This window comes from Rivularia sp. PCC 7116, assembly GCF_000316665.1.
In the GTDB taxonomy this organism is placed as follows: domain Bacteria; phylum Cyanobacteriota; class Cyanobacteriia; order Cyanobacteriales; family Nostocaceae; genus Rivularia.
Map to the genome: position 1 here is coordinate 3,596,646 of NC_019678.1, position 14,487 is coordinate 3,611,132.

Consider the following 14,487-nt stretch of genomic DNA (forward strand, 5'->3'; position numbering starts at 1 on the left):
ACGCGAAGCGTCGCCCTTCGGGCTATCACAAACCGAGGTAGGTGAGTGGAATTGTCGATTAATTACCGAAGATGGGAATCCTGAAAACGGAAATTATAAGTCTTTAGCTGTTTATCTACATGGTGTTTGGTCATTGATGTCCCGCTATTTCAAAAATAATCTGCCTTTAAAGACACAGAGCGTAAAAAATGGTTTAAGCAAACTCGTTCTGCATTAAAAAAAGGTAAGATAAATTCCATTATTCAAGAAATGAATAAACTCAGCTTAGAATTTACTGGTGATCGCCGCAAAAATGTAGATAGAGAAATCAATTATTTTATCAAAGGGAATAAAAAAGGACGTTTCAATTATCATAAAATTTCATCTCTTAAGCTACCTATTGGTAGTGGTGCTGTAGAAAGATAAGGTGAGCAAGCTGTTAATTTGCGTATGAAAGGAAACAGCAAATTTTGGTTAAAAGAGAATGCTGAAACTATATTACACGCTCGTTGCCAATGGATTGCTGGTTGTTGGAATAACTTCTGTAATTCCATCTTAACTGCACTCATTAAACCCGTGCAGATTGCATAAATTATACCAAACTTTCTGTTTGATTTTAATTAAAATAGTAAACATTACCCTTGCTTAGGGTATTTTTTGCTGCCTTTATGTCTATAACTAATAGAGGTGTGCCGCGAAGCGGCACACCTCTATTTAATAAAACTGTATTTATACTTATTTCTATGTATGATTTAATTAAATCATACTGGATTTTTTTGTTGGCGATCGCAGTATTTAGTTTAAAGTTCACAAAATCGCGTTGCTCCCCTTTTTTGGGTATATATAATATTGTCATCACATACCATCGTGGATTTTAATTACTACTTGAAACAAGGAAATATTCAGTGATTATTTGACGATAGTGCTTGTAGAGTAGATTTTTATTAACAAGCTTTCTCGCTTCTATAGCAATCCGGAATCATTCGTGAGAAAATACTGAGAAGGGCAAACAGTATCATTTGGAACAAGTGTATGAGGTGTATTGATGTGGATTCAATTATTAGAAGATTTTATTGAAAATACCCAAAATAAACTTGAAATCACACGAGCAACCGCAGTAAAAATGGTGCTTTGTGGACATAGACATCAAGAAATAATACCGGTTTTGGGAATTTCATCGGGTTTTATAAGTAAATGGAAAAAGGCGTTTTTTCAAAATGGGGTAGATGGTTTAAAGCTAGCATATAAAGGAAGTAAAGGATTTTTAGATTCACAAGAACATTCGGAAATAGTTAATTGGTTGCATTCAAAAGATAGATGGACTTTTAATGAGCTAGAGTATCATATTGCATCAAAATATGGAGTAGCATTTGAGTCAAAACAAAGTTACTATGATTTGTTTCATGAAGCACGTATTAGTTGGAAAAAAACTCAAGCTAAAAACCCTAAATATGACTCAGATAAGGTAACTTCAAAAAAAAAGAGATTAGTGAACTGTTGGAGACGAGAAGAGCCGAAATCGAGTCAGGAGAGCTAGTTGTCTTCATGGTTGACGAATGTCATTTATTATGGGGTGATATTGAAGGGTATGTCTGGGGAAAGAAATCAGAACGAGTATCAATTCCAATTGTAAACCAAAGAGAACGTCAAACTTATTTTGGTGCATTGGACTATAAAACAAAAGAATTCTTAATTTATTCAGCACCAAAAGGCGATTCCGAAAACACAATTAATTTTTTAAATTTTTTGCGTTAGCGAAGCCATGCCGAAGGCTTATCGCAACGTCTAGGGTCTAAACTTTTAATAGTATGGGACGGTGCTAGTTATCATTGTTCTAAAGTAATTAAAGATTACTTAGAATCCTTAAATAATGATTTAAATAAAGAAGAATGGTTGATAACCGTTTGTAAATTTGCTCCTAACGCACCACAACAGAACCCTGTTGAAGATATTTGGTTACATGCAAAAAGATTGATTCGAGAATTCTACTTTTTCTGTCATTCTTTCTCTGTAGCTAAAGCTTTGTTTGAGTTAGCAGTTTCTGGTCAAATTTTTGACTTTCCAAAAATTTATGAGTATGGTGTTTTCTCATGAATCATTTAGGATTGCTATAAAACGACTTAGAAAGCTGAGAAACTAGGAATAGTGCACCTCCTAGTTCAAAACAGTGCCAACCAAAAAACCAGGAAACGCCGACCATGCTCGTCGTCGTAATACATCGCTTGCGGATAATGAAGTTAAAAGACGGTTCCATGCTGCTTGCGCTTTGCGAGGGCGAAAAATGAGCCAAGTAGTGACGGAAATGATTGAGCGATAGTTACTATGACAGCTTCTCTAGCATTAGGCGAACTTGGCGAGAGCGATTTTTTTCGGGGGAGATACCAGGGTTTTATGCTGCATGAAACATCTACCAATCAAAAATTATTGATGCATAAAATATTATTATTCAATTATTTCACCGAATATAATTTTGACACTAAAATATGTTTAAATAACGTACACTAAGTTTTCAGGCATAAAAAGTTTATGTCTAGATTTTTAACATTCGTCTTTTCTTGATTATCTCGATTCGCGGTTTGCTACTTTCTCCCCATATTAAAAGATAAAACTTTTATCTCTAGCGTAAAAATGCTACCTTTTCCCAACTGACTTTCAACTTTCAGATTCGCTTGATGTTTTTGAGCAATTGCGAGAGCAATCGCTAACCCCAAACCTGTGCCTCCGTTTTTGCGAGAGCGGTCACTATCAACACGGTAAAAGCGGTCAAAAATTTGCTCTTGTTCGGCAAGCCCAATCCCAATCCCCGTATCTTTCACCTCAATGACAGCAGTGTAATTGCTCTTGGCTAAGCTCACAGTTACATATCCGCCTTTGGGTGTATACCCGATGGCATTGGCAATTAAGTTTGACACTAAGCGATAAAGTTGCGATTCGTTACCTAAAGTACAAACTTCGCAAGTAGCAATTTCGCTAGTCAAGTGAATATCAGCAGCAATAGCAAGTTCTAAAAATTCTTCGGTCAAATCGCTCACCAAATCATTTAAACAACAGGGCTGAAAAGGTTTTGCTACTGAATTTTGCTCAAGACTGGTTAACAAAAGTAAGTCTGCAATTAAATGGCTCAACCTTCGCCCCTGTCGCTCAATAGTATGGAGCATTATTTGAATATTTTGTTGATTTGATTGCCCTATGCGGGGGATGGCTTCCACAGTTGCCAACAGACTCGCAAGGGGCGAGCGCAATTCGTGGGCAACATTAGCGGTAAACTGTTGTTGTTGCTGATAGGATTGATAAATCGGCTGCATCGCTAGTCCTGAGAGCCACCAACTAGAAGTAGCAACCAAAATGAGGACAATAGGAAAGCCAATCGCCATAATCCATTGAATCTGCCGGATTTCAGCATCAAAATGTTCTAAAGTACGACCAATTTGCAAATAACCCCAGGATAAATGGGTGTTGGGTTGATTATCTAGAGGATGGGTGTTGGCACTATGGAGAATTGTGGTGAATTGGTGATAGCGAATGCCCTTAGCCGTGCGAAAGGTTTGCCATGAACTGCGGTTGAGAGTTTGAGGCAGAGATAACGGTTGATTGGGTGAAAAAGCGAGGAGTTTCCCTTGATGATTAAATAGACGAATATAGTATGTAGTGCGGTCGCTAATGCCGATAGTGTGTCGTTGAATTAGCGTTGGGGTAGTATTGCAAGATTGTCCACTCAAACAAAGGTCGGGGAAAATTTGTTGCAGCACCGCAGTCGGTTCTTCAGAAGGCGGTAACAGCGGTTCTATGCTATCGTGCAAAGTTCCGGCAATTGACTCAATTTCGCGTTCCATTGCTCCCCACTTTGCCTGTACCATTGCTCTATACATAGCAAAGCCAGAAACACTCAAAATTACGCCCATAACTCCCGCATACCATCCGGCTAACTTTAGACGACTGCGCCGAAAAAGTGAGTAGCTATTCATGGTTAAATTTGGCAGTTTAAGCGATAACCTGCACCTGGAATAGTTTCAATTGGGCAGGAGCAACCGTGATTTGCTAACTTCCGACGCAGTAAACGCATTTGAGCCGCAACCACATTGCTAATTGGCTCTTCATCCATATCCCAAAGTTGATTCCGCAATTTGCTACCAGGAATAATCCGATTGGGATTCTGCATCAAATACATTAGCAATTGAAATTCTTTAGTGGTTAAGGGAATATCTTGGGGAGTGGATGTGTCTGAATTCACTTGTAGCAGATTGTTTGCGGCATCCAAGGTAAATCCGGCAACAGTTAAGGTGGACGATTGTAATTGAGGCGATCGCCTTTGAAGTGCCCGCAACCGTGCTAGCAACTCTTCCATCACAAACGGTTTGACTAAATAATCATCGGCTCCCGCATCCAGCCCTGTAACTCGATTCTCAGGCTGACCCAAAGCAGTGAGCATCAGTACTGGTAAAGGATTTTGGTGCAATCTTAGCCTCTGACATAACTCCAGCCCTGATAAATCGGGAAGCAGCCAATCAAAGATAGCAACCGTATAATCTGTCCACTGGTTTTCCAGGCACAGCCATGCCTGAGTGCCATCTGTAACCCAATCTACAATATATCTCTCGCTAATTAGGACTTGCTTAATCGCCAATCCCAAATCCGCTTCATCTTCTACCAGTAAAATTCGCATTGTTTCAGCGGAATCAACATACATATTAGCTTGATGTTACAAAAACGTGTGCCATTTCACCTGGATTTCATCTGGCCTTTGATAAACTATCTGGAGCTTTTGTTTAATTAAATCTGGGATTAAAAGTCCCCAGTTTCTACAAGCAGCAAGTTTTGCGTCGGGGATTTTAAACCGTTGCTCCCACTAAATGACAAAGCGCGTTCACGCAGTGAGCCGTCAGACTAAGCGTCTGTGTTCAGCTTGCTTACCCGAAGCAGGTAAGCAGATATTACTAATTATTTTAACCCTGTCTTCCCCAATGAGGAGCAATCATGAAATTTTCTTTATTAATGAGTTCCATTCTTGCAGCTAGTTTAACCATTTTAGCGCCCACAGTTGTGTTTGCTCATGCTGGACATGGTGATGAATTTGAGGCAAAGGGCGGCATTAATCGCGTGAAAGTCAATGCCGAAACCGACCAAATATTAGGTATTGTTGTTACACCCATCGCTGCTACTGCGGGTTCTGCTGTCATGGTTCCGGTAACGGCATTGGTTGATGCCGATGGTAAAAAAATAGCCTTTGTTCAATATGAGAATTTTTATGAGCCGGTAGAAGTTACCACTGGTGTAACTGAAGGCGAATTAATCGCAGTGACTAAAGGATTATCAGTTGGGGAAAAGCTCGTTACCCAAGGTAGTTTGTCCCTTTATGCCGAATCTCGCAAAACCAAAACCGCCGATACAACTACCACCCCAAAGGCAATCGCCACTACCCAAGCTGATAGTAACGAAAAAGCCGCTAATCTTGTTTCACAAACTGTTGAAACGACTGAGCAGGGCGGATTGCCAATGGGGATTTTAGCTGGAGTTGGTGGTGGAGTGGTGCTTGTTGGGGGAATAGCTGCCTTTATGGCTGGCAAGCGTAAAAAGAATGGAGATTTGTGAAAAAAATGTTTAACTCCATTCTGAACAAAATTCTTAAAAACTCAATTGCCCAGCGTTGGCTAATTGTTGCTTGTGCGATTTTAGTGACTTTATGGGGAGTCTTCAGTTTAACCCAAATGCCCCTGGATGTATTTCCGGAATTTGCGCCTCCCCAGGTGGATATTCAAACCGAAGCAACTGGACTAGCGCCGGAGGAAGTGGAATCACAAATTACTGTGCCGATTGAAAGTGCGGTAAATGGTTTGCCTGGGGTAACTACAGTCAGGTCATCCTCTAAAGTCGGGCTGTCAATGGTGCAGGTGGTATTTGACCAGGATGCCGACATTTACAAAGCGCGGCAATCTGTTACAGAACGACTTGGACAGGTGACAAATCAATTACCTGAAGGTGTGCATCCGCCGGAGATTTCGCCGTTGGCATCGCCGTTAGGTACAATTTTGCAGTATGCCTTTACTGTAAATGGGCAGGGGAAAACCTCGCTAATGGATTTGCGCCGCCTGGTAGATAGCACTCTGAGCAACCAAATTTTGTCCGTAGCAGGAGTTACTCAAGTTACAGTCTACGGCGGTGATGAACGGCAGGAGCAGGTATTAGTTGACCCAGAAAAACTGCGAACGCTCAAGGTTTCGCTGACAGAAGTTACTAATGCTGCCAAAGATGCAAATTCTAACGCACCCGGTGGATTCCTGATTGGCGGCGGACAAGAACTATTGGTACGCGGTATTGGGCAGGTGAAATCAGTTGAAGACTTGCAGCAATCTGTAGTAAAAGTGCAAAATGGTAAACCGATTTTGCTCAAAGACGTGGCGGAAGTAAAAACGGGTGCAGCACACAAACGAGGAGATGCTAGTTTTAATGGGCAACCAGCTGTTGTGATGATGATCAACAAGCAACAGCAGGTTGATACTCCTACAGTGACAAAAGCAGTAGAAGCGGTTATGCAATCGTTGCAGGGGACATTTCCCCCTGATGTGCAGGTGGCGCGGACGTTCCGGCAATCTAACTTTATTGATACTGCCATTCGCAATGTCAGTAGTTCTCTAATTCAAGGCATCGTCATTGTATCGGTGATTATGCTGTTATTTTTGATGAATTGGCGCACCGCCGTAATTACTCTCAGTGCAATTCCTCTATCACTGTTAATTGGCTTAATGTTCATGAAAGCCTTTGGCTTGGGTATTAACACTATGACCTTGGGGGGATTAGTTGTAGCCATTGGCTCAGTTGTGGATGACTCAATTGTAGACATGGAGAACTGCTATCGCGGACTCCGTAACAATCAAGCCCAGGGCAACCCCAAGCATCCCTTTGAGGTGGTTTATGATACATCAGTGCAAGTGCGGTTAGCCGTGACTTTTTCTACGGCAATCATCGTAGTGGTGTTTGCACCAATTTTTAGCTTGACGGGTGTTGAGGGCAACATTTTTGCACCGATGGGTTTGGCGTATTTGTTCTCAATTTGTGCATCTACTTTGGTTGCCATGACCCTTTCTCCTGCCCTCTGTGCAATTCTACTGGCAAACCAAACCCTACCGCAAGAAGGTACATTCATTTCGCGCTGGGCAGAACGGTTGTATCGTCCGTTGCTAAATCTATCGCTGCGATTACCTAAAATCATTCTGGGTATATCACTTGCCGCCTTGGTTGCTGCTGTTGCGATTGTTCCCTCTCTGGGACGAGTTTTTCTCCCGGAATTTCAGGAGAAATCATTGGTCAATTCAATGGTTTTGTTTCCAGGTGTTTCCCTTGATATGACTAATCGGGCTGGGTTGGCACTGGAGAGTGCGCTCAAAGATAATCCTCTTTATGAGTGGGTGCAATTGCGAGTAGGACGAGTTCCAGGAGACGCAGACGGGGCTGGAGTAAGTGTGGCTCATGTAGATGTGGAACTGAGCGATAGCGCCCTCCAAAATCGAGAAGCCAGTATTAAACAATTGCGACAGGAATTCAATAAACTGCCTGGTGTGGCATCTAACATTGGTGGATTTATTTCTCACCGCATGGATGAAGTGCTGTCGGGAGTGAGAAGTGCAATCGCCGTGAAAATCTTTGGTCCGGATTTAATTGAACTACGGCAGATTGGCGAACAAGTACGAGATGCGATTAAACCCATTGCTGGGGTTGTAGACTTGCAGCTTGAACCCCAACTGCCCATTCGTCAGGTACAAATTCAATACGATAGGGCGGCAGCAGCTAACTATGGATTGAGTATGGCACAGTTGTCAAATGTTGTGGAAACTGCCCTGAATGGTCGTGTAGTATCGCAAGTTGCAGAAAACCAGCAGCTAATTGATATTTTTATCTCCTTAACACAAAAGGCTCGCAACAGTTTAGATGCCATTCGTGCTATTCCTCTGATTACCCCTACTGGGCAAACCATCCAGTTGGGTGCAGTGGCAAAAATAGAATATGGCATGGGAGCAAATGTTGTCAATAGAGAAGATGTGTCGCGGCTAATCGTTGTCTCAGCAAATGTTGCCGAACGTGATTTGGGCAGTGTTGTCGGTGATATTCAATCCCAAATTAAACAGAAAATTAAACTACCACTAGGCTACTTCATTCAGTATGGCGGACAGTTTGAATCGGAGCAGCGTGCTACTAATAACCTACTGGTATTTAGTATCTTGGCAGCAATCGCGATCGCAGTATTAATGTTCTTTTCCGTTAAATCTCTCAGTGCGACAATCGCTATTATGCTCAATTTGCCCTTGGCTTTGGTGGGTGGTATTGTCTCCATTACCTTGAGTGGTGGTGTGATTTCAATCGCTTCTTTGATTGGATTCATTACGCTATTTGGCGTTGCAGTTCGCAATGGCTTATTGCTGGTAGACAACTATAACAAGAAGTTTGCTCAGGGAATGCCCCTCAAAGATGCGATCGTCAACGGTTCCTTAGAACGAGTTAACGCCATTTTGATGACGGCACTCACTTCTGCATTGGGGATGATGCCTTTGGCGATTGCTAGTGGGGCAGGAAATGAAATTTTGCAACCCTTGGCAATTGTAGTTTTGGGCGGTTTATTTACTTCTACGGCTTTGACTTTATTGGTTATTCCGGCTCTCTACGCTAAGTTTGGCAAACAGTTGATGCCTCAAGCTCTGCCTAAACCCGTTTTGGTTAGCCAAGCCCGATCCAGATAATACTGTGATTGTTGACAAAGTAATACTTTTATCAAGAAGGCAGCTATTTCCTAGGCAGAGACTTGATCGGGAATCTGCCTACCGTTACTTAAAAAGTCTACAAATCTACCCAAATCTGGATATATCTGTACATCTACCCGACCTTAACGGCTAGTTCGGGATTACAGCCCAGACTTGCACTGGGTTCCTCAACCGGAATCATTTCTGCAAAACCCACCTCCACAAGCTTTCCGCTTGTAGAGTAATGGCTGAGGTGCGCTGAAGGCCGCCTGTTGGTTAAAAAACTCGTGTCGGCGAACCGCACCGAGCGACTTATGAATTCTGTACCATGATGCCCATACGTGTCTACCAACGACCATCACAGCCGGGAGAGCGACATGGGTAGGTACAGATTCGCTAAGTCTCATAGCTCTACGAGCTAAGACTAGTCCTGCGGCGGTATCAGAACTCATACCGTACAGGGACATAAACTTGGTTAATCCTATTAACGAAGAGTAAGCAGGGTTAATTTTAATTACTTGGATACCTCTATTTCTCGCCTGAGATTGTAAAACCTCATTAAATGTAGAGTAAGCGAAGAAGTTAAGCAATAAGCACGTATCTACGACCTTCTTCTCTCATACGTTTCTTTTTGGCAGAGAAAGAAAGGTTTTCAATTACTATCGCACAACCATACAGTTCCGCAAGCAAGATTAAGCGTTTTATAGCATCAGAAAGTTCAGCTTTGACTTGTCCGGAACGGCGAGAATGTAAGTTAAGCTTTATCTGACCTTTAGCTACAGTATTACCATTGAAATCCACGTAGCACCAACCAATAACGCCGGGATTAAAGTCAACTCCGATACAGCCATATCTAACTGGCTTGGATTGTAAAAGAACTTCTGTGACTTCCACACAAACCGCTATGTACCAGCGATTGTTTTTAAAGAAGATTCTCCAAGAAAGAGATTCACCCTTACCTGCGGGGATTACTTCCAAATTTTTACTATTCTCAGAACGGCGCATTAACGCAGCTTCTATACAATCTTGTCCGTAAGCAAACTCAAGATTAGCACAGACATACTTACCAAACTCAGCCTCAAACTCAACTGGTACGCGTATTTTTAAAGATTTCTTGTTTGGGTCATACTGGCATATCTGATTACCTTTAGATTCGCCTTGACTACCAACTTGAAATATATCATCAGCTTCGTAAATGGCGAGAAAATATATCTTGCTCAGCTAACTAAACAAGTTTAAATGGGTGCAAAAGTTTCATAACAAATACAGATAGGAGAACGGCAATGAAAGTAATTTCTGATTCTGACCGTTGGAATCCGGCGCATTTTGGGGAAATGCCGCGTCAACTTGACTCTGATGGAAATCCTTCTTAAACAGCGCGGTGTAGAAGAATTAGGCTTGACTCTTAGTTGTCGAGTAAAAATTAAAAAATCGGTACTGGCGGACTGTCAGGAACCCAAACAGCTTGGACTGTTTGAAATGCCCACCACTGAAACAACAGAGGGTAAAAGGAGACGTTCCGCTCCCCGGAGCAAACGGAAGGTGCCTGGGAACTCTGAACAAACATTGGTAGCTGTACAATGACCGCTTGTTCGGAGATAACTTAGCATAAACAGCGACATTGCTAAGTGAATCTCCCGCCTGGAAGGCAGGAGAGCGTCAACAAGTTCTTTTAATCCTGTTGGGTAAATTGGTTTGTTTGATTCTAAGTCCGTGTATGCATAATATGCGATAGCGCTCCGCCTGTTCGGTATTTGTGTGAAATTGCTCGTTGGATACTTGATACAGTTTTTGTTGCGAAGCTTCAATAATTTCAAGTAAATCTATCTGTGTTTGGTGAGCTAGTTCATTTATTTCATAACTTACCCTAATCAACCTACGTCGAATGTATTTATGCATAACTAACTCTGCTAATACATCTATGTTCACCGCAGATACCGTGCGTTCGAGTAGCGATACCAGTTTATTTCTGCCGCCAATTTTCATGAGTAAGTCATGGTCTTTTAGCCAGTCTATAACTGTAAGCAAATCTGTAAGCTTCCCGTTATGGTGCAGTCGTAGTAAAGCTTGATAGATTTCATTTCATGTTTTTGTAAAGGATAAAATTCTCCCATTACTTTACCTCGCTTGTCTCTTATGGGTTTGGGTATCATGACTTTACTTTCTCAAAACTAGAACAAGAAAGATGCAGATTAATTAATTTTAAAATCCAATGAGTTTGGAGGAGGGTGAAATTAAACGATGTCAAAGCTGTATTTCACGAACCACACCCAGAAAAAGAAACTGATAAAGGAGCAGTCAAATCGGTTCGAGAGTTTTTACTGAAGGCAGATATTAAACCTTCTTATATTTGAGTCATAAACATTTTTAAATGATGATGAGTAAGTTTTAAAATTAAAACTATGATGACTTATAAAGGTTATAGTGCAAATTTAGAAGTTGATGTAGAAGCTGATATTATTTTTGAGCGTGTATTGGATATTAATGATGTAGTTACATTTAAAGGTAAAACAGTCGATGAAGCTCGTCAAGAGTTTCATAAATCCGTAGATGATTACCTTGCTTTTTGTGAAGACTTAGGAGAAGAACCGGATAAACCTTTTTCTGGAAAACTTCCTTTTCGTACAACACTCTTATCATCACCGCAAGATTTTTGTAGCAGCTTCTAAAGCTGGTAAAAGTATTAATGCTTGGATGGATGAAGTATTAAGTATCGCAGCAGATAAAGTAATGAATACCAATTCTTGATTTTAAGACGGCAAGTAAGCATTAAAAAATCAAAATAGGACGATATATTTTTATTTATTCTGGTTCACAAAACAAGACTTGAAGTTGAATATTTAGCTATTTAAAGAAAAGTTAATTAGGTTTTTCACCCCCCAATTCTTTGGGGACTATGCTTAAGTTCTGGTTGTTTCTAGCATTAATGCTTTACGCAACTCTACTGCATGAAAGATACTCAAAACATCGCATTGCCAAATTGGTAATAACAACGTCATAGCAATTTCTTCCAAACTATTAATCCAACAAAATATAATCGGAAGCCTTCATAGTATTCGCGTAACTGAAACCAAATAACCCTACAGTAGCTATCAATAGAGTTAATCCCCATGCTTTAGCAGTATAAGTATGGAAACTAGGAAATTTTTGAAACTTGATTAAACTTATCGCAAATAATATTAATTGGATAGCAATTGCAGATAATAAAGGTAATCGAAAATTGATGATTACTTGGGGATAGACTAACCAAGCGCTAATCGCTACGCACAAATATAAACAAATATCAGCCCAGCTATCTGCTTGACGAAGCAAACTTGTACTAACTTTTAAACGACGGGCAATAATACCATCAAAAATATCTGAAAGTACTGCAATAATGTAACCGATGATAAACCAAGAACTGGTTTTATGGTCTAAAGCATCAAAAACCAGTAAAGGAGCAATTGTAAACCGCATTCCTACTAAAAGGCTGGGAATATGTGATAGTTTTATCATTTATGGAAAGGAAGATTACTTCTAAATTCCTATTTACTGTTGTAATCTACTAAAAAAAGATTTGCTTCTACAAGAGATTGCATTTAGCTTATGCTTGGTCAGTTTGACCTTGGCGAGGACACAAAATATCAAATTTAAATGAAATGCCACTTTAATTGGCATTGGGTTCTTTCCAACTCACAAAGCATAGAGGCATGCTGAACTGATTGAAATTTCGCCCCATAAACAAGAATGGGATATACCTTTTTGGATAATAACCCATGTCGATTTACACCAGACAGCCAAAGTGAAGGCATTTCTCACGTTTTTGCACTCAGTTACACCCTAACGTTAAGAAAATAATTTGGTATGCCGCTTAAAAACATTATATTTTAAACACTCGTATTCCATCATAATCTCCGATATTCAAGCCACAAACCTGACTAGCTCTCAGACCATGAAGCAATAACCCAAATATTGCTAAATTCTTTATACTGATTTTACTTCGCCTCCGTTGTCATAGCTCCCGGCTTTCTGTTGCTTTCGCGTCCATAGCTTTTCACCTTTAATTACCAAAAAATGAACTAGCCACAAGTGCAGCTTGAGTGCGATCGCGTAAATCTAACCGATTGAAAATGCGAGTCATATAATTTTTGACGGTTTTTTCGGTAATATACAAAGCCTCAGCAATTTCTCGATTAGTTGAACCTTTAGCGACTAACTTTAAAATTTCGATTTCTCTTGGTGTAAGTTCATCCCAACCCGGTGGTGGAGATTTAGAAACTGGAAGTTTTTCAGCCATGACTTTACCTAGTCCTGGTCCTAGTTGGGTATAACCTTTATGTACAGAACGAATTGCATGAGCTAACTCTTCAGAAGGTGTATCTTTAAGTAAATATCCCGCAGCACCATAATGTAATGCTTGGGTGACATAATCTTCATCCGCAAAAGTAGTAAGTACTAAAATTTTAATTTGTGGGAAGGCTTTGGTAATTTCTTTTGTTGCTGCAACACCATCCATTATCGGCATCCGAATATCCATTAAAATCACATCGGGCTTTAAAGTGGGAATGGAATCAATTGCAGTTTGTCCGTTATCTGCTTCTCCGACTATTTCTAAATCTTTTTCTAATTTTAGTAAGGCTTTGAGTCCGCGACGGATTAAATTTTCATCATCAACTAATAATAAACGAATCATCTTAATTTTGGATTTATATTTTATATTGGGAAGGTTGCAGTAATCTTACATCCTAAATTTGGGGCTGTTGCCATATTGAAAGTACCACCAATAGCAAGAGTGCGATCGCGCATACTTTCCAAGCCAAAGCCGGTTGTATTTTGGTTGGGTTTAAATCCTTTACCATTATCATAAATAATTAACTGTAAAGTATTAGACTTAGAATTTACGGACTCGTTACTAATTGGCAATATCTGGAGATTATTTCCTTGCATTCCAATGACATTCATTGTGCTGTCTGTGGGTAAATCCTGAGATGTTTGATTTTGAGTTTTCAGCGTAATTTTAACTTCTGTAGCTTCTGCGTGTTTAAAAATATTAGTGAATGCTTCTTGAGTAATCCGATGAATAGCAATTTTAACTTCAGGTTTAATAGGTAATTTTAAGTCTATTAAGCAGGTTGGTGAAATATTGCTAGAGCGTTTAAATTCTTCAACCAAAGAAAAGATTGCATCATCCAAAGATAATTCAGCGAATGGATCTGCACGTAAAGTTGAAATTGATTGACGAACTTCTTTGAGAGCATTTGAACCTAATTGTTTGGCTTCAATTAAAAATTCTGTAGCTTCAGTAGGGTCAGTTTGCCATATTTTTACTGCTGCTTCTAAATGTAAATTTAAAACTGTTAAAGCATGACCAACAGAATCATGAATATCCCGAGCAATACGGTTACGCTCTTGTACAGTTGCTAATTCTTCAATTTTTAAAGCATATTGACTTAATTGAGCATTCGCAATTGCGAGTTGTTCGTTAGCAAGACTTAATTTTTGCCGACTTTGAAATTCATTTACTAATGCAGTAATTGCCATTTGCATGAAAATTGTGCCAATTCCTAATGTTAAGACAGAAGCAAATATGGCAATAGCATATTGTTGTTCAATTGCTAAAGGTTGAATATCTTGGACTGTTTTAATTCGTTGAAGTTGTGTAACTAAAGATAAAACTATAGCCAATCCATTAAGTATATAACGGCTTATACTCCGGAACATTAAACAATTACGAGCTATCAAAATAATATATAATAGCCCAACTAGAAGAATTCCTCCAGCGAATGAAGCAATGATTATT

11 protein-coding genes and 3 pseudogenes are annotated in these 14,487 nt (G+C 40.0%); 7 read left to right on the forward strand and 7 right to left on the reverse strand.

Annotated features, from left to right (window positions below; genetic code table 11):
- Nucleotides 1-249: 249 nt before the first annotated feature.
- The 3 genes and pseudogenes from RIV7116_RS35790 to RIV7116_RS35795 all read left to right on the forward strand — a co-directional run bounded on the left by RIV7116_RS35790 (nucleotide 250) and on the right by RIV7116_RS35795 (nucleotide 2,296).
- Nucleotides 250-405 (forward strand): hypothetical protein, encoded by a 156-nt coding sequence (locus RIV7116_RS35790; protein WP_157229281.1) that lies wholly within the window; start codon nucleotides 250-252, stop codon nucleotides 403-405.
- A gap of 625 nt (nucleotides 406-1,030) precedes the next feature.
- Nucleotides 1,031-2,073: pseudogene (locus RIV7116_RS35510) on the forward strand (IS630 family transposase).
- Nucleotides 2,074-2,146: 73 nt separating this feature from the next.
- Nucleotides 2,147-2,296, forward strand: a complete 150-nt coding sequence (locus RIV7116_RS35795) for a hypothetical protein (protein ID WP_157229282.1) — start codon at nucleotides 2,147-2,149, stop codon at nucleotides 2,294-2,296.
- A gap of 262 nt (nucleotides 2,297-2,558) precedes the next feature.
- Here RIV7116_RS35795 and rppB read toward each other — a convergent pair whose 3' ends face one another.
- Nucleotides 2,559-3,944 (reverse strand): two-component system sensor histidine kinase RppB, encoded by a 1,386-nt coding sequence (gene rppB / locus RIV7116_RS14100; RefSeq protein ID WP_015118965.1) that lies wholly within the window; start codon nucleotides 3,942-3,944, stop codon nucleotides 2,559-2,561.
- A gap of 2 nt (nucleotides 3,945-3,946) precedes the next feature.
- Entirely contained in the window at nucleotides 3,947-4,642 is a 696-nt protein-coding gene (rppA, locus tag RIV7116_RS14105) for a two-component system response regulator RppA (protein ID WP_044291821.1), read from the reverse strand.
- A gap of 311 nt (nucleotides 4,643-4,953) precedes the next feature.
- Here rppA and RIV7116_RS14110 point away from each other — a divergent pair, with 311 nt between their 5' ends.
- Nucleotides 4,954-5,568, forward strand: coding sequence for a hypothetical protein (locus tag RIV7116_RS14110; RefSeq protein ID WP_015118967.1), 615 nt, complete (start codon nucleotides 4,954-4,956; stop codon nucleotides 5,566-5,568).
- A 5-nt stretch (nucleotides 5,569-5,573) separates the two neighbouring features.
- Entirely contained in the window at nucleotides 5,574-8,708 is a 3,135-nt protein-coding gene (locus RIV7116_RS14115) for a CusA/CzcA family heavy metal efflux RND transporter (protein WP_015118968.1), read from the forward strand.
- A gap of 582 nt (nucleotides 8,709-9,290) precedes the next feature.
- Here RIV7116_RS14115 and RIV7116_RS33875 read toward each other — a convergent pair.
- Both RIV7116_RS33875 and RIV7116_RS14130 read right to left on the reverse strand, forming a co-directional pair.
- Nucleotides 9,291-9,713, reverse strand: a complete 423-nt coding sequence (locus tag RIV7116_RS33875) for a hypothetical protein (protein ID WP_052330814.1) — start codon at nucleotides 9,711-9,713, stop codon at nucleotides 9,291-9,293.
- A 654-nt stretch (nucleotides 9,714-10,367) separates the two neighbouring features.
- Nucleotides 10,368-10,736, reverse strand: a complete 369-nt coding sequence (locus RIV7116_RS14130) for a hypothetical protein (protein ID WP_232435803.1) — start codon at nucleotides 10,734-10,736, stop codon at nucleotides 10,368-10,370.
- Nucleotides 10,737-10,933: 197 nt separating this feature from the next.
- Between RIV7116_RS14130 and RIV7116_RS34510 the strand changes: the two are divergent.
- Both RIV7116_RS34510 and RIV7116_RS14135 read left to right on the forward strand, forming a co-directional pair.
- Nucleotides 10,934-11,062: pseudogene (locus RIV7116_RS34510) on the forward strand (hexulose-6-phosphate synthase); the annotation flags it as partial.
- A gap of 51 nt (nucleotides 11,063-11,113) precedes the next feature.
- Nucleotides 11,114-11,456, forward strand: a pseudogene (locus RIV7116_RS14135) (type II toxin-antitoxin system HicB family antitoxin).
- A gap of 270 nt (nucleotides 11,457-11,726) precedes the next feature.
- Here RIV7116_RS14135 and RIV7116_RS14140 read toward each other — a convergent pair.
- The 3 genes from RIV7116_RS14140 to RIV7116_RS14150 all read right to left on the reverse strand — a co-directional run bounded on the left by RIV7116_RS14140 (nucleotide 11,727) and on the right by RIV7116_RS14150 (nucleotide 14,408).
- Nucleotides 11,727-12,203 (reverse strand): CDP-alcohol phosphatidyltransferase family protein, encoded by a 477-nt coding sequence (locus RIV7116_RS14140; RefSeq protein WP_371261629.1) that lies wholly within the window; start codon nucleotides 12,201-12,203, stop codon nucleotides 11,727-11,729.
- Between the two features lie 544 nt (nucleotides 12,204-12,747).
- Nucleotides 12,748-13,380 (reverse strand): response regulator transcription factor, encoded by a 633-nt coding sequence (locus tag RIV7116_RS14145; RefSeq protein ID WP_015118971.1) that lies wholly within the window; start codon nucleotides 13,378-13,380, stop codon nucleotides 12,748-12,750.
- A 20-nt stretch (nucleotides 13,381-13,400) separates the two neighbouring features.
- Nucleotides 13,401-14,408 carry a sensor histidine kinase gene (locus RIV7116_RS14150; protein WP_371261630.1) on the reverse strand — a complete coding sequence of 336 codons (1,008 nt, stop codon included), beginning with the start codon at nucleotides 14,406-14,408 and terminating at the stop codon, nucleotides 13,401-13,403.
- Between the last annotated feature and the right edge of the window lie 79 nt (nucleotides 14,409-14,487).

Bases quoted from the DNA above. Each gene is read 5' to 3' on its own strand.
- RIV7116_RS14110 (WP_015118967.1), top strand. From the start codon at position 4,954: ATGAAATTTTCTTTATTAATGAGTTCCATTCTTGCAGCTAGTTTAACC.
- rppA (WP_044291821.1), bottom strand. From the start codon at position 4,642: ATGCGAATTTTACTGGTAGAAGATGAAGCGGATTTGGGATTGGCGATT.
- RIV7116_RS14150 (WP_371261630.1), bottom strand. From the start codon at position 14,408: ATGTTCCGGAGTATAAGCCGTTATATACTTAATGGATTGGCTATAGTT.
- RIV7116_RS14140 (WP_371261629.1), bottom strand. From the start codon at position 12,203: ATGATAAAACTATCACATATTCCCAGCCTTTTAGTAGGAATGCGGTTT.
- RIV7116_RS33875 (WP_052330814.1), bottom strand. From the start codon at position 9,713: ATGCGCCGTTCTGAGAATAGTAAAAATTTGGAAGTAATCCCCGCAGGT.
- RIV7116_RS14145 (WP_015118971.1), bottom strand. From the start codon at position 13,380: ATGATTCGTTTATTATTAGTTGATGATGAAAATTTAATCCGTCGCGGA.
- RIV7116_RS35790 (WP_157229281.1), top strand. From the start codon at position 250: ATGAATAAACTCAGCTTAGAATTTACTGGTGATCGCCGCAAAAATGTA.
- RIV7116_RS14115 (WP_015118968.1), top strand. From the start codon at position 5,574: ATGTTTAACTCCATTCTGAACAAAATTCTTAAAAACTCAATTGCCCAG.
- rppB (WP_015118965.1), bottom strand. From the start codon at position 3,944: ATGAATAGCTACTCACTTTTTCGGCGCAGTCGTCTAAAGTTAGCCGGA.